This is a genomic window from Streptomyces sp. CB01580, assembly GCF_001905795.1.
Taxonomy (GTDB): domain Bacteria; phylum Actinomycetota; class Actinomycetes; order Streptomycetales; family Streptomycetaceae; genus Streptomyces.
Map to the genome: position 1 here is coordinate 536,239 of NZ_LIXJ01000001.1, position 17,399 is coordinate 553,637.

Consider the following 17,399-nt stretch of genomic DNA (forward strand, 5'->3'; position numbering starts at 1 on the left):
CCGCCGGAGCGCGGGGCGTCCAGGTGTGAAAGGGGGGCGGACCCGTGCGCCGCTGGGAATACGTCGAGGGCACCGCGTCGAAGTTCTGGGAGACCGGGGCCGAGGGCTCCGTGGTGACGGTGCGTCATGGACGATGCGGAAGCACCGGCCGCACACAGACGAAGGAGTACGCGTCGGCCGAGGCCGCCGCGGAGCAGGTCCGCAAGTCGATCGCGGAGAAGGAGAAGAAGGGGTACCGCGAGGTGGCCGCCTCGGACGTGCCCGCCGCATCGGCGGCCGGAGGCGCCCCGGCGGTCCCGGACACGCCTCCCGCCGAGGGACCGCCGGCCCTGCCGGACGAGGACACGTTCACGCTCCCGGCCAAGTGGAAGAGCATCCTCCTTCCGCGGCGCGGCGGATCGCCCCGGGTGCCGGGCGGGCTCCCGTCGGGAGCGTTCGAGGAGATCGACACAGCCGTCGCGGAGCAGGCGTCGTGGATCCAGCGGTTCGTCGACTCCTCCGACTCGGACCGCGGGCTGGCCGACCGGCTGCGGGCACATGTCTCGGGGGATCCGACACCGGCCGGCGCGGCCCTGCTCACCTCGATCGTCCCGCTGCCCCTGCCCGACTCCGCCTGGGCGCACCTGTGGACCGAGCGGTACGGCCTGCCGTTCGCCGCGTGCGCGGCCGCCGAGATGCTCTCGGTCGAGGCGACGTGGCAGCAGGCCGGCGGTTCGCGGACCATGCCGAAGCTGCAGGTGCTCACCCGCCCCCACCACACGTACTGGATGCGGAACCGCCGGCCGGTCACGGACCGGGTGCGCGCACTCCTGGCCGCGGCCGACGAGGAGACCTACCGCGCGGCGGTCGCGGCGCTGGCCGAGCGCCGTACCGACGTCATCCGCAAGGTCTCCGTCTCCTATCTGGTGCCGAGCGAGACGGACTGGGTCGACGAGCTCTGTGCCGATCCCCGGGTGCTGGACGAGCACGACGACAGCCTGCTGACGATGATGTTCGCCTCGCTGTACTCCGGCGATCAGGTGACGGGATTCACCCACCGGCCGCCCCTCGCCTACAACGCGGCGCTCGTCGCGACGCTGGCCGAGGGCATCGGAACGGCCGTCGCCCCACTGCTGGCCGATCAGCTCAAGGGCGGGGTCTACTACGCCGACGCGGTGAAGGCCGCCGCCGAAGCCCTGGCCGAGATCCCCACCGACGAGGCGTTCCTCGCCCTGCTGGCGCACGCGGACCTCAAGCACGTGCGTCCGGCCCTCTTCGAAGCCATGCGCCGCTGTCCGGTGCGGGCCGTGCGCCTGTTGGCCGCCGAGTCGCGGCACGCCTCGGGCGCGGCGGCCGACCGGACGCGGCAGCTGATCCGGGGCCACCTCGCGACCTGCCGCGAGGCGGTGTCCCTCGCGCTCGGCGGTCTGGACGCCGAGGTCGTCGAGGTCGTGGAGCCGCTGCTGAACCCGGTGGGTCTGGTCCCCGACGCCCCCGCCGACGCGCTCCCGGAGGTCCTGACGACGCCGCCCTGGTCCCGCCCCCGCACCAAGGCCAAGGCCCTGGTCGTGACCGGTCTGACCACCGAGTCCGCGCCCTCGGTCGAGTGGCTGCCCGGCGAACGGGATGCCTGGGCCGCCACCACGTCCTGGTACACGACCGAGCGCACCGGCGGACGGCGGGCGGGATGGGACGTGAACGACCCCGCCGTCCATCACGACCTGCGCGGAGACCATCTCTCCTCGGCCTGGCTCTACGTCCACGGCCCCGAGGAGCTGGTGGCCCCGTACCTCGCCACCTGGGATCCGACCGACCTGTGGGACGCCGAGGACACCTTCAAACCGATCGCGGCCCGTTTCGGCCTCGCCGCTCTGCCGCTGCTGCTGCGCGCCGCTCCCCGCCAGCCCGCCTCTCTCGCTCCGGTGCTGCTCCCGTTCGTCGACGTGGGCGTCGCCCGCCAGATGGCGGACTGGGCGGTGCGTCTCAAGTCCGTGGCGGCGACGGCACGTTCCTGGTTCGCCCGGCACGGCGCGGCCGCCGCCCCGCTGCTGGTGCCCGATGCCGTGGGCAAGGCCGGCCCCGCCCGGCGCGCCGCCGAGCAGGCGCTGACGCTGATCTCCTCGCTGCACGGCGACGAGGCGGTGCGCGAGGCCGCCCGTGGGTACGGCCCCGAGGCCCTGGCCGCGGTGGAGGGGCTGCTGGCCGCGGATCCGCTGGAGCGGGCGCTGCCCGCCAGGATGCCCGAGCTCCCGGCCTGGGCGGAACCCGCGCTGCTGCCCCAGATCCTGGTCCGGTCCGGCGGTGCGCTGCCTCGGCCGTCGGTGCGCCACGCGCTGACGACCCTGGCGCTGTCCAAGTCCGGCGACGTGTACCCCAGTGTCGGCCGGCTCGTCGAGACGGCCGAACCCGCGACGCTCGCCGCGTTCGCCTGGGCCCTGTTCGAACAGTGGCAGCTGGCCAACATGCCCGCGAAGGAGTCGTGGGTGCTGCACGCGCTGGGGCTGCTGGGCGACGACGAGACGGTGCGCAGGCTCACTCCGGTCATCCGGACCTGGCCCGGTGAGGGCGCCCACCACCGGGCCGTGGAGGGCCTGGACGTCCTGGCGACGATCGGCAGCGACGTCGCGCTGCTGCATCTGCACGCGATCGCGCAGCGGGTGAAGTTCAAGGGGCTGAAGGCCCGGGCCCAGGAGAAGATCGCCGAGGTCGCGGCCGGACTGGGGCTGACCGGGGAACAGCTCTCCGACCGCCTGGTGCCGGACCTCGGCCTGGACGAGGACGGTTCGACCGTCGTCGACTACGGATCGCGGACGTTCACGGTCGGTTTCGACGAGCAGCTGCGGCCGTACGTGCTGGACGGGGACGGCAAGCGCCGCAAGGACCTGCCCAAGCCGGGCGCCCGGGACGACGCGGAGCTCGCCCCGGCGGAGCGCAAGCGGTTCATGGCGCTCAAGAAGGACGTCAGGACGATCGCGTCGGACCAGGTGCGCCGGCTGGAGGCGGCGATGGTGACCGGGCGCTCCTGGACGGCCCAGGAGTTCGTGGAACTTTTCGTCGCCCATCCGCTGCTCTGGCACCTGGTGCGCCGACTCGTGTGGCTGAGCGAGGCGGACGACGGTGCGTCCACCGCGTTCCGGGTCGCGGAGGACCGCACGTTCGCCGACGTGGAGGACGAGGTCTTCGAACTGGCCGAGGACGCGGCGGTGCGGCTGGCTCACCCGGTCCGGCTGGGCGGCGAGCTGGCCGCCTGGTCCGAGCTGTTCGCCGACTACGAGATCCTCCAGCCGTTCCCGCAGCTCGGCCGCGCCGTGCTCGCGCTGTCCGACGAGGAGCGCGAGGGCTATCGGCTCACCCGCTTCGAGGGCCTGAAGGTGCCGACCGGAAAGGTCCTCGGACTGGAGCGGCGCGGCTGGGAGCGGGGCGTGCCGCAGGATGCCGGGGTGGAACGCTGGATCTCCAAGCGGCTGGGCGACGACCGCTACCTGGTGATCGCTCTCGACACCGGCATCGCGGTCGGGGTGGTCGACATGTTCCCCGACCAGACCCTCGAAACGGTGTGGCTCGACACCCGCCCCCAGGACCACTGGTCCAGGCACGAGCACCCGCTCCGCTTCTCCGGGCTGGACCCAGTGACCGTGTCGGAACTCCTCGCCGACCTGACCGAACTCACCGAGGGCGCCGCGTCATGACCGTACGGAACGGACAGCGGCCCGGCGGGGCGGCTGAGGATGCGGCCGGGCGGGTGCAGCGGCCCCCGGCCGAGGTGCGGTACGCGGACGAGCTCGCCGCGCTGCGGGCGAAGGACCGCGATCCCCGGCCACCCGGCTGGAAGTTGAGCCTGCGCGCGGCGCGCCGATTCGTCGTCGGCGACGCGGACGCGGGCATCAGCCGGAAATTCGTCGGCAATCCCTCGCTCGTGGACCGCGCGCTGGTGACGCTGGCGACGAGTCGCGGCCTGATGCTGGTCGGGGAGCCGGGCACGGCCAAGTCCCTGCTCTCCGAGCTGATCGCGGCCGCGGTCAGCGGGGACTCCACGCTGACGGTGCAGGGCGGCGCGGCCACCACGGAGGACCAGATCAAGTACGGCTGGAACTACGCGCTGCTGGTCGCCGAGGGGCCCTCCACGCGGTCGCTGGTGCCCGCTCCGATGCTGCGCGGCATGGCCGAGGGCAGGCTGGTGCGGTTCGAGGAGATCACGCGCTGTCCGCTGGAGGTGCAGGACTCGTTGTTGTCGCTGCTGTCCGAACGGGTGGTGGCGATCCCCGAACTGGCGGGTCCGGACGGCATGGTCTTCGCCCGGCAGGGGTTCAATGTCATCGCGACCGCCAACACCCGGGACCGCGGCGTCAACGAGATGAGTGCCGCGCTCAAGCGGCGGTTCAACTTCGAGACGGTGTTCCCGATTCCCGACCTGGACACCGAACTGGCGCTCGTCGAGGCGGAGGTGACGACTCTGCTGCGGCGGTCGGGGGTGGAACCGCCGCCGGACCACGACGTGCTGAAGGTCCTGGTCGCCACGTTCCGGGAGCTGCGGAACGGGGCCGGTGGGCAGGGCGGGCCCGGTGCGGGCGCGGACCGCCCCTCGGCGGTGATGAGCACGGCGGAGGCCGTGTCGGTCGCCCACGCCGTGGGGGTGCGCGGCTGGTTCCTGCGCGGCGAGCCGGGCAGTGCCGCCGATGTGGTGGCGTGCCTGGCGGGGACGGCGGCCAAGGACAGCCCGGAGGATCTGGCCCGGCTGCGCCGCTACCTGGAGCAGCAGGTGCCTCGCCGGCGCGGCCCGGCGTGGCAGGCCCTGTACGACGCGCGTCATCTGCTGGCCGACTGATGTCCGCGGTGTTCCTGGGGGTGCGGCACCACTCCCCCGCCTGCGCCCGGCTCGTGGGGCGGACCATCGACGAGCTCCGCCCCGCCCATGTGCTCGTCGAGGGTCCCGCGGAGATGAACGGGCGGCTGGACGAACTGCTGCTCGGGCACGAGTTGCCGGTCGCGGTGTTCAGCCACTACCGGGACGAGGACCGGGCGGCCACGTCCTGGGCCCCGCTCTGCGACTATTCGCCGGAATGGGTCGCGCTGCGGGCGGGACGGGCGGCCGGTGCGGAGGTCCGCTTCATCGACCTTCCGGCCTGGCATCCGTCGTTCGCCGAGCGCACCAACCGCTACGCCGACGCCGAGGCACGGTACGCGGAGGCGACGGACCGGTTGTGCCGGCACTTCGCGGTGGACTCGCCGGACGCCCTGTGGGACCGGCTGTTCGAGGTCGAACCGGACGACGGTCTCGCGGAACGGCTCGACGCGTACTTCGCCCTGGTGCGCGGTGACGCGGAGGCCGACGCGGGCGACCGGTCGCGCGAGTCGTACATGACGGCGTGGGTGCGGGCGGCGGTCGCCGCGGCCGGGGACCGGCCGGTGCTGGTGGTGACCGGCGGTTTCCACCGGCCCGCGCTCCGGGCGCTCACCGGGACCGGGCGGCCCCACGACAGCGGCGGAGGCACCGGCGACGGCGTGTGCGAGCACGGTACGGAGAGCTGGGAGCACGACTCCGACGGGTGGCCGCGGGTGCCCGCCCCGCCGGACGGGGCCCTGGCCGGGAGCTTCCTCGTGCCGTATTCCTTCCGGCAACTGGACGCCTTCGCCGGGTACCAGTCGGGGATGCCGTCACCCGGCTACTACCAGCAGGTGTGGGAGTCGGGCCCCGAGGCCGCTGCGGAGGGGTTGCTGCGCGTGGTCGTCGAGCGGCTGCGGGCGCGCAGGGTCCCGGTGTCCACCTCCGATCTGATCGCCGCGCGGAGTCTGGCGCAGGGGCTCACCACGCTGCGCGGCCACCCCCGTCCCGCCAGGATCGACGTGCTGGACGGTCTCGCGGGCGCCCTGATCACGGACGATCTGGACCGGCCGCTCCCGTGGACGAGCCGGGGCCCGCTGGGCGCGGGGGCGCACCCCGTGGTCGTCGAGATGGTGTCGGCGTGCGGTGGCGACCGCATCGGCAGGCTGCACCCCGGCACCCCCGCGCCGCCCCTGGTCCACGACGTGGCGACGCGGCTGGCGGCGCTGTCGCTCGACGGCGGGCCCGGGACGTCGTACCGGCTCGATCTCACGGACGCCACCGATCTGGAACGCAGCCGACTGTTGCACCGGCTGCGGGTGCTGGGGATCCCGGGGCACGGGCGGGTCTCCGGTCCCGAGCACGGGATCGACCCGGTGTTCACGGAACGCTGGGAGTCGCGGTCCGTCGCCGGGCGCGAGGCCGCGCTGGTGGAGGCGGGTGCGTACGGGGCGACGCCGGCGGAGGCCGCGGCGGTGGCGCTCGCCGAGCGGACCCGTGGCGCCGCGTCCGGGGCGGACGATCTGGCCCGGGCGCTGTTCGATGCCGTGCTCTGCGGAATGGACGGCTTCTCGGCGCGGATTCTCGGTGAACTCTCCTCCCATGTGGGTGAGTTGAGGGACGCGGGTGCGCTCGGAGAGATCCTCTCCACGGCGCTGGGGCTGTGGCGGCACGACCGGGTGTTCGGGGTGGCGCGGGGGCCGCTGCTCGCCGGGATCGTCGACCGGGCGACGGAGCGCCTGGTGTGGCTCCTCGAAGGGGCACGCGGCGGACCGGGGGTGGATTTCCCGCGGCTGCGCGCCGTGGCGGCCGTCCGGGACGCGGTGCGGCACGCGGATCGGCTGCTCTCGGTCCGCCCGGAGGCGGTGGTCTCGGTGGCGTGGCGGATCAGTGGCGATCCGCAGGCGCCGTTCGATCTGCGCGGGGCCGCGTTCGGCCTGCACCGGGCCCTGGCACCGGTCCCGGACGCGTCGGGGGATCCTGCCGAGGCGGTGCGTGCGGTGGCGGGAGCGGGCACGGACGCCCTCGGCGACTGGCTGGCCGGGCTGTTCGCACTCGCCCGGGACGAGATGACGGAGCCTGCGGGGACGACGGTTCCAACGGACGGTCCGGAGACCGGTCGAGACGCGGAGTCCCTGCTCGACGTGCTGGACGGGCTGGTCTGCGCGTTGCCCGAGGACGCATTCCTGGCGGGGCTGCCCGCGCTGCGTCAGGCGTTCACGTTCTTCCCGCCCCGCGAACGCGAGCGGATCGCCGCTCGCCTGCTGGAACGGCGCGGCGTGCGCGGTTCGTCGCGCTCCCTGCTGCGGACCACCGAGGACCCGCTGCTGATAGCCCGGGCCCGCGCCCTGGAGGAGTCCGTTTCCCGGCTGCTGGCCCGTTACGACCTGGGAGCCACCCCATGACCACACCCGAACGCACTCCCGACCCGGCACCCACGGTCGAAGCGGTCGTCGGCACGACGACACCCACGCCCACGGCCGGACGCACGCCCACGGCCGGAGCGAACCCCGAGGCGGCACCCCGGCCCGAAACCGGCCCCACTGCCGCGCCCGGCCCCGACGAGGGGTCCCGGCGCGGGGACGCCGCCTCCGGCACGGCATCCGACGCGGGCCTGGAGCGCTGGCGGCTGCTGCTCGGCTCCGCGGCCGAACACCACACCGGCCCACTGAGTCCCGGTGGCGCCGGCCGTGACGCCGCGCTCGACTGGCTCTACGGCCGCGACCCCGACCTCGCCCGACGCGGTGTGCGCCGTTCCGGCACCACCTCCCGCACCGGGGGCAACGGCCCCTCGGCCCTGACCACGGCCGACTGGCTCGACGACATCCACCGGCTGTTCCCGAAGGAGACCGTCGAACGCCTGGAGCGGGACGCCGTCGAGCGGTACGACATCCAGGAGATCGTCACCGACCCCGCCGTACTGGAACGGGTCGAGCCGAGCCCGACGCTGCTGCGGGCCGTGCTGCGGACCAAGCATCTGATGAACCCGGAGGTGCTGCGGCTGGCCCGGCGCATCGTCGAGTCGGTGGTGCGGCAGCTGCTGGCCAGGCTCCGGCCGGAGGTCCGCCGGGCGTTCCACGGCACCCGTTCCCGCACCCCCAGCCGGGTGCCGCTGGCGCGGGACTTCGACTTCCGGCGGACGGTGCGGGCCAACCTCGCCCACTACCAGCCGGCCGAGCGCCGCCTGCTCATCGAGCGTGCCCACTTCCACTCCCGCACCCGGCGCCACATGACGCGGTGGCAGCTGATCCTGCTGGTCGACCAGTCGGGCTCGATGGCCGGTTCGGTGATCCACTCGGCGGTGACCGCGGCGTGCCTGTGGGGCCTGCCCGGACTCAAGACGCACCTGGTCGCCTTCGACACACAGGTGGTGGACCTGACCGCCGACGTGAGCGACCCGGTGGAACTGCTGATGCGGGTGCAGCTCGGCGGCGGTACCGACATCGCGCGTGCCGTCCGCTACGCCGCGGGGCTGGTGGAGAATCCCCGGCGCACCATCGTCGCGCTGGTCACCGACTTCTACGAGGGCGGCGACGCCTACCAGTTGGTGCGTTCCGTACGGTCACTGGTGGAGCAGGGCACCACCGTCCTGGGGCTGGCCGCGCTCGACGAGGACGCCGAGCCCGACTACGACCGGGGGACGGCCGCGCGGCTCGCCGAGGCCGGGGCGCACGTGGGGGCGATGACGCCCGGCCACCTCGCGGAGTTCGTCGCCGAGAGGCTGGGCAGATGAGCGAATCGACCCGTGACACGACGGCCGCACGCCCCGACCTGCTCGCCCTCACCCCCGACACGCTCGCGCAGCTCGCCAACCGCGGCCTGGTCAAGCGGGCCACGAAGGAGCTCGACACCGGCACGGCACCGGCCCTCACGACCGACCCGGACACCACGCTGCGGGCCCGCTTCCCGGACGGCACCACCGCCGCCCTACCGCCCGGCACCGGTCTGGAGAACGGCACGTGCAGCTGTGCCGCGCCCGGGGTGTGCCGTCATCTCGTGGGCCTGGTGCTGGCGTACCAGCGCGAGGCCGCGTCCGGCGCGGACGGCACGGACCGTACGGACGGTGGGAGCGCGGCCTCCGCCCCGGTCGCCGACTGGTCCCCGGGCGCCACCGACGACGAGGCTCTCGCGGCGGCGGCCGGCGCCCGCCCGCTCGCCGCGGCCCGTCGCTCCTTCGACCGCGGTTACGCCGCCGTGGTGCACCGCCCGTCCCCGGAGCACCCCGAGCCCCGGGTCGAACTTCCCACCTGCACGGTGCGTTTCCCGGTCCCCGGCGAGATCGCCTACGCGCTGACGGACGCGACCCCCGCACTGCGCGGTGAGGTGCTGGCCCTCGCGGTATGGGCGTTCCGGGCGGCCGACGCGGCGCGGACCGGGGAACGGTCCGTGACCGTCCAGGTCGGTGGCGACCCCGCCGCCCCGCCGTCGGCCGGACCGGCGATGGACACGGCCGCCGAACTGGCCGACGAGTTGCTGATGGAGGGCGTGGCACATCTCGGACCGGTGCTCGGCGGGGCCCTGGCACGGGCCGGTGCCGATCTGGCGGCACTGTCGCTGCACTGGCCGGCCGGTGCGCTCGCCGATCTGGTGGACCAGCTCACCGCGTACGCCGACCGCGACGCGCACTACCGCCCGGAGTCGGTGGCCGCCCTGCTCACCGAGGTGCACGCCCGACGGCGGGCCGCCGCGCTGCCCGGTGTGCTGGGCACCCGCGAGGCCGGGGACACCCCGCTACGTCGGGTCCGGCTCGTCTCGCTCGGCTGCCGCGTCCACGGCACGCCCCAGGCCCTCGTCTCCGAGGTGTACTTCGCCCATCCCGGCGCGGGTGCCGTGCTGGTCCTGCGCAAGACGTGGACGGCCGCCGAGGGCAAGGAGCTCAGCGGTCATCTGCTCGCCGCCCGCCGTGTCCTCGCCACCGGGCTCGGCGCGCTGGCCACCGGGAGCCTGGTCAGCGAGAGCGTGCGACGCACGGCGAGCCGTGCGCTGACCGTCGGCCGCGGCAGGCTCGGCACCTCGACCGTGACACCGGTCGGCACGGCCTGGACGGAGCTCCCTGAGCCTCTGCTCGTACGGGATCTGTCCGCGCTCACGGCGGGCTGGGCGGGAAGACCGCCCCGGCTGATCCGTCCCCGGGTCGAGGCCGATTCGGTCCGTGTCATCGCGCTGTCGGCGGTGGAGAGCGTCGGCTACGACCCGGCCGAACAGCGTGTCGAAGCCGTCGTGCGCGATGTCTCGGGGACCTCGGCGCTGCTGACGTCCGCCTACCGGCCCGAATGCCCCGGGGCGCTGGACGCCCTGGCGGCGGCCCTGGAGGACGGCGCGACGCATGTGAGCGGTGCGGTGCACCGTACTGCCGAGGGCGTCACGATCGATCCGATCGCGGTGCTCACCCCGGCCGGGGTGATCGTGCCGGATCTCGCACCGGACGACGGCTCCACGGCACTGGCGGCGGCGCCCCGCTGCCCGTCCGATCCGCTGACGGCGGCGCTGGACGAGGCGTTGTCCGCGCTCTCGGCGGTCCCGCACAGCGGGCTGCGCCATCTGACGGTCCCGGCCCGCTCCCATATCGAGGGCGCCGCCACGACGCTGTCGCGCACCGGCCTGGTCCGCGCGGCGGCACTGGTGCGCGCCTTCATCGACGCGCTGGGCGGGGCGGAGACGGACGGGACGGGGCTCGGAGCCGCTGCCGACGCCTGGCTGGAGGCACAGCTCCATCTCCTGGTCGGAAGCGAACTCCTTGCATCCTGAGAATGGCCGGGCCAGCGACCTGGTTCGAGGCACATTCCGACGCCGGAGGTCGATTTCGACGCCGGAGGCCGAAGAACGGGCTAAGGGCGGTCGAGGTAGCGGAGACCGGGGTGAACCTTCAGGTATCCGTCGACGAGTCGTTCGGCGACGGTCACCGAGTCGACCAGCGGGTGCAGCGCGAACGCCTTCACCGCGGCGGCGCGCGAGCCGCTGTCCGCCGCGTCGAGCACGGCGCGCTCGACGGCCTTGACCGCGGTGACCAGGCCGACGGCGTGGTACGGGAGGGGGTCGACCGCGACGGGGTGGGCTCCGCTCGCGTCGACCAGGCAGGGCACCTCGATGACGGCGTCCGCGTCGAGTACGGAGAGCGTCGTGCGGTTGCGGACGTTGAGGATGAGCGAGGTCCGTTCGTTGCGGGCGACGGCCCGCATGAGGGCCAGCGCCACCTTCTCGTACCCGCCGGAGTCCAGATCGCTCTCGTCGCGGTCACCCGCCCCGGCGGCCTCCCGGTTCTCCGACATGTACGTGGCCTCGCGTTCGGCGCGGGTGCGGTTCCATGCCGTCAGGGCGGAAGTGCCCGGATCCTTCGTACGGGCGTAGAAGCCCTCCTGCTGCTCGCGCAGGAAGGCGCCCCGGGTCTGCTCGGCGGCCTGGTAGGCGCGTACGGCTTCCCGGTTGAAGTAGTAGTAGTGCAGGTACTCATTGGGGACGGCGCCCAGCGACCGGATCCAGTCGGCGCCGAAGAGCCTCCCCTCCTCGAAGGAGCCGAGGAGTCCGGGATCCGCCAGCAGCCGGGGAAGTTCGTCGCGCCCGTCGACGCGCAGGCCGCGGACCCAGCCCAGGTGGTTGAGGCCGACGTAGTCGATCCAGGCCCGGTCGGGGTCGGCGCCCAGGATCCGGGCCAGACGTCGGCCGAGGCCCACCGGGGAGTCGCAGATGCCGATGACGCGGTCGCCCAGATGGCGGGCCATGGCCTCGGTGACCAGTCCGGCCGGGTTGGTGAAGTTGATGACCCAGGCGTCCGGTGCGAGCCGTGCGATGCGTTGTGCGAGGTCGATGGCGACGGGAACGGTGCGCAGCCCGTACGCGATGCCGCCCGCGCCGACCGTCTCCTGTCCGAGGACGCCTTCGTCGAGGGCGACGCGTTCGTCGGCCGCCCGGCCCGCGAGTCCGCCGACGCGGATCGCGGAAAAGACGAAGTCCGTGCCCCGGAGGGCGTCGTCGAGCTCAGTGGTGGCGGTGACGACGGGGGCGTCGGGGACGTCCGCGGCCTGTTCGCGAAGGACCCGGGCGACGGCGGCGAGCCGGTCGGCGTCCGTGTCGTGGAGGGTGACCGCCGAGACGCGGCCCTCGGCGTGATCGGCGAGGAGCGCCCCGTAGACGAGTGGAACCCGGAAACCGCCGCCGCCCAGAATTGTCAGCTTCACGCTTCCGCATGGTACGGGGACGGGAGCGGGCCCGTGGCCGGGCCCGCTGCCCGGGGACGGCCGCGCCCCGTGTCCCCCGTCGGCCCTCCCGGGCACCCACATGGTCAGTTGCCGCTCCACCACCGCGAGACGACACGCCACAGCCGCGTCGGGGCGGACTCACCGCGCTGCTGCGGGATCCGGTCGGCCGCCGGTCCGGTGGGAGCGGGCTCGTCCCGGGACGCGGCGACGGCCGTCGCCGTCGCGTCCATCACCCCCGTCCCAGGAGCGGACGAACGGACCGGAGCGGACGAAGGAACAGGAGCGGAAGAAGGGACGGGGGTGGAGGAAGGCGCGGAGCCGGGTCCGGAGGACGAGGCGGGTGCCGGTGCGGGCACCGGCGCCCGGCCATCGTCGCGGTCGGGTGTGGGACCGGTGTGCCGGACGGTCGTCTGCACCTCCCAGTCCTGGCGCTGCGAGTGCGGCTTGCCCATGGACGGCGGTTCCTTGTCGTCCTGGGGCGGGCGGGCGGCGAAGTCCGCCGGGAGCTCCACCAGGTGCCGGCTCATGATGTTCCCGATCCACCGCAGCTCGCTCTCGTCCACGGCGAGTTCGAGGTCGGGAAGCCGCATCAGCAGCGCGTCGACGCCGACGTCGGCGATGGCACGCCCGATGTCCTGTCCGGGGCACTCGTGGGGGCCGCCGCTGAACGCGAGATGGGCCCGGTTGCCCACCATGTCGGCGCCGAGGTCGGGCCGCACCACCGGGTCGGCGTTGGCGGGCGCGATCCCGACGATCAGGGCATCACCCGCCCTGATCCGCTTGCCGCCCAGTTCGGTGTCACCGACCGCCCACCGGCCGAAGACCGCGGTGAACGGTGGTTCGTCCCACAGCGTCTGCTCGACCGCCTCGGGCACCGTCATGTGACCGCCGCTCAGCCTGGCCCGGAAGCGGGGGTCGGTGAGCACCATGCGCAGCACGTTGGCGATCAGGTTGGCGGTCGCCTCGTAGGAGGCGATGAGGATCAGTCGGAGGTGTTCGCTGACCTCCTGGTCGTTCAGCCCGGCGGGGTGCTCGACGAGCCACGTGGCGAAGTCGTCCGCGGGATCGCGCCGACGGCGCTTGACGAGCCGGGTCAGCACGTCCGAGACGTAGGCGTTGCTCGCGACGGCGGTCGCCGTGCCCCGGATCATGTCGCGGGCGGCCTGGACCATCCGGTTGTTGTACTCCTCGGGCATGCCGAGGACCGCGCAGATGACCATCATCGGCAGCCGCTCGGCGAACCGGCTGACCAGGTCGACATGTCCTTCCTGGCAGAACTCGTTGACGAGCCGGTTGCTGTAGCGGTTGATGTGGCGGCGCACGCCGCGGGTGTCGATGCGCGCCATGCTGTCGGTGACCGCGCCGCGCTGGCGTTCATGGGTGGCACCGTCGGCGAACGCGCAGATCGGCTGCCAGGTGAAGATCGGGGCCAGGGGGTGGTCCGCGGCGACGGTGCCGTCCTGCAGTGCCCGCCAGCGCCGCGAGTCCCGGGAGAACTGCGAGGGCGTACGGGTCATGTGCAGGTTCTCGCTGTGTCCGAGGACCAGCCAGGCGGGTACGTCCCCGTGCAGCAGCACGGGTGCCACGGTGCCGTGTTCGGCGCGCAGCTTGTCGTACAGCCCATGGGGGTCCCGCTCGGCCTCCGGGCCGTAGAGCCGACGGATTCCGCCGGGGCCGATGCCGAGGCCGTGGGCCGGGCACTCGGGGGGCGGAACCGGCCCCTGGGCCGCTCCGGGCTCGTAGTGGAAGGGGGTTGTCACGATCGCTCCAGGGATCAGGATTCCCGAGAATCCGGACGGATGGGACGCGCGGGGGGTGTGTGGCGGGGGTTTCGGTGCGGTCAGGCGAGCGGGAGTGCCAGGCTGTGCAGGTAACGCATCAGGGTCATCAGCACGTCGCGGCTGGAGCCGCGCAGCCGGGCGTCGCAGTCGATCATCGGGACCTCTTCGGGCAGGTCCAGGGCACTGCGCAGCGCCTCGACGGGATGCTTCGGGGCGTCGGGGAAGGTGTTGACGGCGACGACGAACGGCACCCCGCGCTCCTCCAGCCGGCCGATGACGTCGAAGCTGACCTCGAGGCGGCGGGTGTCGATGAGGACCACCGCGCCGAGGGCGCCTTCGAACAGGCCGTTCCACAGGAACCAGAACCGTTCCTGGCCGGGGGTTCCGAACAGGTAGAGGATCAGTTCCTCGCTGATGGAGATCCGCCCGAAGTCCATGGCGACGGTGGTGGCGGTCTTGCTCTCCACCCCGTAGTTGTCGTCCACGCCGACCCCGGCCTGGGTCATGGTCTCTTCGGTGGTCAGCGGCCGGATCTCGCTGACGGATCCGACCATGGTCGTCTTGCCGACCCCGAACCCGCCGACGATCACGACCTTCACCGCGGCCGTGGCCGTGGTGGGAAGGACGTCCTCGCGTCGGGGGCCGGCGATCGTGTCAGAGCTTCTGAAGTCCATGCATCACCGCTTCGAGAAGGGACCTGTCCGGGAGGGTGGCGCGAACGATGGGTGCGCGCGATTCGATGAGGTCGGCCACGAGGAGTTCCGTGAGGAGCGACGTCACCACGCTGAAGGGCAGAGCCAGGTACGCCGAGATCTCGGCGACGGATAACGGGGCCTGGCAGAGCCGCAGGATCACGGCCTGCTCCGGCTGGACCGTCGGCGTCGGCTCGGCCATCGCCACGATCATCGTCACCAGGTCGAGCGCGGCGCGCTCGCTTCCGTCGGGATCGCCGGTGAGCACGTACAGCCGTTCCGGATCGCTCAGCACCGGATCGGCCGTTCTGCGTTCTCGTCGGGGCGGGTTCATCCGCCCTGCCTGTCATGGCGAGGGGGGCTCGTCAGATGGGCGCCGATCCTGACGACCATGTCGCGCATCCGCGCCCCGACGAGTCCGGCGTCGACGGTCTCACCGGCCAGGACCGCGAGGTAGGCGCCGGTTCCGGCCGCCATCATGTAGAAGAAGCCGCCGGTGACCTCGATGACGACGAGGCGCATGATGCCGTCGCTGTAGGGGATCTCGGTGGCGACGGCGGCGGCCAGGCTCTGCAGTCCGGCGCAGGCCGCCGCGAGGCGGTCGGCGACATCGGGGTCGCCGCCGTGCTGGGCGATGCGCAGTCCGTCGGCGGACAGCACCACGATCTGGTGGATGTCCGGCACGTCGTCGGCCAGTTCCTTGAGCATCCAGTCCATGTTTCCCCGCTGCTGGATCACTTCAGGTCTCCCTTGTCCCAGGCGTCGTCAGAGTCTTCGTCGGTCTTCGGCTCCTGCGGCACGCCGTTGACGGCGTTGGTGAAGGCCTCCAGCCAGAGCCCGGGCGGCTGTTCCCGGTTGCCGTCGCCTCCCGGACCGTGTCCGTGCCCATGACCGTGGCCGTTGACATGGCCGTTGCGCTGTGCCGGAGCGGGGTCGACGGGCTGCGCGGGAAGGTTGTGCGAGCCCAGGGGGGCGCGGCCGCGGCTGCGGCGTTGCGGGAGGCCGCCGACGGTCCACTCGGTGACCACCGGGACGTCGTCCTCCCTGGCGGCCGCGGGCACGGCCGGTCGGGTGGCGGGCGCGACCGGGCCGGTGGCCGGGCGCTGGGCCACCGGGCGTGGCTTGCGCCGGGCCGGTACGACGTGCTTCATGGCCTCCTGGTCGATGTCGCTGGTGGGCCGCGAGGTGGCGCCGATGCCGTGGGCGATGCCGGGAGCCGGGCCGGTGGTGATCATGGCGCGGGGCACGATGAGGACCGCCCGGACACCGCCGTACGCGGACTGGCGCAGCGAGACCTGGAGGTCGTACATCCGGGAGAGACGGCCGACGACGGCCATGCCGAGCCGCGGGGACTCGCCGAGGTCGTTCATGCTGGAGCCCGCCTGGGCCCTGGCGAGCATGTTCTCCGCGCGGGCGCGGGCCTCCTCGCTGAGCGAGACTCCGCCGTCCTCGATCTCGATGGCGATGCCGGTCTGCACCTCGACGGCGGTGACGTGGACCCGCGTCTGCGGCGGCGAGTACCGGGTGGCATTGTCGAGGAGTTCGGCACAGGCGTGGATCAGCGGTTCGACGGCGGTGCCGATGATGGCGACCTTCGCGATGGAGTGCAGATCGACCCGCGGGTACTCCAGGATCCGGGACATGGCACCACGCAGGACGCTGAACAGCGGTACGGGCTTGGGCCATTGACGGCTGGGCCGGGCACCGCCGAGCACCGCGATGGAGTCGGCGAGACGGCCGATCAGCGCGGTGCCGTGGTCGATGCGGAGCAGGTCGTCGAAGACGTCGGGGTTGCGTCCGTGGTGCTCCTCCATCTCGCGCAGTTCGCTCGCCTGACGGTGGACGATCGCCTGGACGCGGCGGGCGACATTGACGAAGGCACGCTGCGCGGAGTCGCGCATCGCCTCTTCGTTGTCGATGATGTTCAGCACCTTGTAGACCAAGGAACGCTGGGCGTCGGGCAGATCGCGGTAGCGCTCGTCCGCGTCGACGACGTCCCGGAGCACCTCCTCGGGCGAATTGCCCACGCGCAGCCGGTGGATGGCGGCGGGAAGGAGCTCCCTGCCGATCCGTACGGTCTCGTCGTCATGGGCCGCGATGCGCCGCTCCAGGTCGGCGAAGCGCCGTTCGTATGCCGCGCGCTGGTTGCGCATGTCGCGTGCGCGACGGGCGAGTTGAACGGTGAGCGCGGCGATCAGGACGGTGGCGAGCGCGCCGCACCAGACGACTGGTATCCGCGCGGCCCCGGACAACAGCACCGCCGCGGCGGCGGTCGCGCCACCGCACAGGACCACGGGCAGCAACACGGCTCGAACGACGGGTGCTTCCCGTTCGGTCGGTGGTGATTCGACACGGACCATCTAGAACCTCGGGCGATTGATTCGGGAGATATGAGCGCCAGCCCGGACAGTTGAGAACAAGCACTCGAATTCATCTCAACTCGACTGCGCTGCGCGTGAGCTTAGTCAGATCGAATCAGCGCCTCAGCACATTCACCCAACCCCCTGCGCGAACGCTCGCGCGGTAATACACTCACGAGTTTTCCTACGCAGCGCCTCCATGCGTGCACAACGAGTGACGGATAGCCGAAACCGGTGCGTTTCAGAGGCCTGCGTACCGCACAGAAGGACAGATGCGCACCGCGCGGATCCCGCACCCCGGCGAATCAAGCCGGATTGACAGGGAACATGGCACCATGGCAGCTCAACCATTCGGCCAGGAACGTCCGTTGCCGTCCTTCTCACCGGGACAAGAACACTTGCGATCGAAGCTGATCGAAAGATGCGCATTCATGACCGAACGGCGAAGCCCGGCACAGTGCGCCGCGCTGTGACTCAGGCCCCGTCGGGCACCGGCCGTCAGGGCGGCCGGACCGACATCCCGCAGGCCGCCGCGGTCCTCACCACCGACCGCGGCCCCGACCGGGGCG

General features: G+C 72.8%; 11 protein-coding genes. 5 read left to right on the forward strand and 6 right to left on the reverse strand.

The window, feature by feature from the left end:
• The first annotated feature begins 44 nt into the window (after window positions 1–44).
• Genes AMK22_RS02080 through AMK22_RS02100 form a run of 5 tightly spaced genes read left to right on the forward strand, consistent with a single transcriptional unit; the run spans window position 45 to window position 10,549 of the window.
• Window positions 45–3,668 carry a DUF4132 domain-containing protein gene (locus AMK22_RS02080; RefSeq protein ID WP_073781428.1) on the forward strand — a complete coding sequence of 1,208 codons (3,624 nt, stop codon included), beginning with the start codon at window positions 45–47 and terminating at the stop codon, window positions 3,666–3,668.
• Window positions 3,665–4,804 (forward strand): ATP-binding protein, encoded by a 1,140-nt coding sequence (locus AMK22_RS02085; protein WP_073781429.1) that lies wholly within the window; start codon window positions 3,665–3,667, stop codon window positions 4,802–4,804. Before AMK22_RS02080 ends, AMK22_RS02085 begins: the two co-directional genes overlap by 4 nt.
• A complete protein-coding gene (locus AMK22_RS02090; RefSeq protein WP_073781430.1) occupies window positions 4,804–7,206 on the forward strand; it encodes a DUF5682 family protein in 2,403 nt (800 codons plus the stop codon). The genes AMK22_RS02085 and AMK22_RS02090 overlap by 1 nt, the downstream gene beginning before the upstream one ends.
• A complete protein-coding gene (locus AMK22_RS02095; protein WP_242433797.1) occupies window positions 7,203–8,534 on the forward strand; it encodes a VWA domain-containing protein in 1,332 nt (443 codons plus the stop codon). Before AMK22_RS02090 ends, AMK22_RS02095 begins: the two co-directional genes overlap by 4 nt.
• On the forward strand, window positions 8,531–10,549 hold the full coding sequence (locus AMK22_RS02100) for a hypothetical protein (RefSeq protein ID WP_073781431.1): 2,019 nt from the start codon (window positions 8,531–8,533) through the stop codon (window positions 10,547–10,549). Before AMK22_RS02095 ends, AMK22_RS02100 begins: the two co-directional genes overlap by 4 nt.
• A gap of 80 nt (window positions 10,550–10,629) precedes the next feature.
• Here AMK22_RS02100 and AMK22_RS02105 read toward each other — a convergent pair whose 3' ends face one another.
• The 6 genes from AMK22_RS02105 to AMK22_RS02130 all read right to left on the reverse strand — a co-directional run bounded on the left by AMK22_RS02105 (window position 10,630) and on the right by AMK22_RS02130 (window position 16,830).
• Window positions 10,630–11,976 (reverse strand): 6-phospho-beta-glucosidase, encoded by a 1,347-nt coding sequence (locus AMK22_RS02105; RefSeq protein WP_073781432.1) that lies wholly within the window; start codon window positions 11,974–11,976, stop codon window positions 10,630–10,632.
• A 104-nt stretch (window positions 11,977–12,080) separates the two neighbouring features.
• Window positions 12,081–13,757, reverse strand: coding sequence for a cytochrome P450 (locus tag AMK22_RS02110; RefSeq protein WP_073781433.1), 1,677 nt, complete (start codon window positions 13,755–13,757; stop codon window positions 12,081–12,083).
• An 80-nt stretch (window positions 13,758–13,837) separates the two neighbouring features.
• A complete protein-coding gene (locus AMK22_RS02115; RefSeq protein ID WP_073781434.1) occupies window positions 13,838–14,452 on the reverse strand; it encodes a GTP-binding protein in 615 nt (204 codons plus the stop codon).
• Window positions 14,433–14,804, reverse strand: coding sequence for a DUF742 domain-containing protein (locus AMK22_RS02120; RefSeq protein WP_073781435.1), 372 nt, complete (start codon window positions 14,802–14,804; stop codon window positions 14,433–14,435). The genes AMK22_RS02115 and AMK22_RS02120 overlap by 20 nt, the downstream gene beginning before the upstream one ends.
• A complete protein-coding gene (locus tag AMK22_RS02125; protein WP_073781436.1) occupies window positions 14,801–15,208 on the reverse strand; it encodes a roadblock/LC7 domain-containing protein in 408 nt (135 codons plus the stop codon). Before AMK22_RS02125 ends, AMK22_RS02120 begins: the two co-directional genes overlap by 4 nt.
• Entirely contained in the window at window positions 15,205–16,830 is a 1,626-nt protein-coding gene (locus tag AMK22_RS02130; protein ID WP_073781437.1) for a sensor histidine kinase, read from the reverse strand. The genes AMK22_RS02125 and AMK22_RS02130 overlap by 4 nt, the downstream gene beginning before the upstream one ends.
• Window positions 16,831–17,399 lie beyond the last annotated feature (569 nt).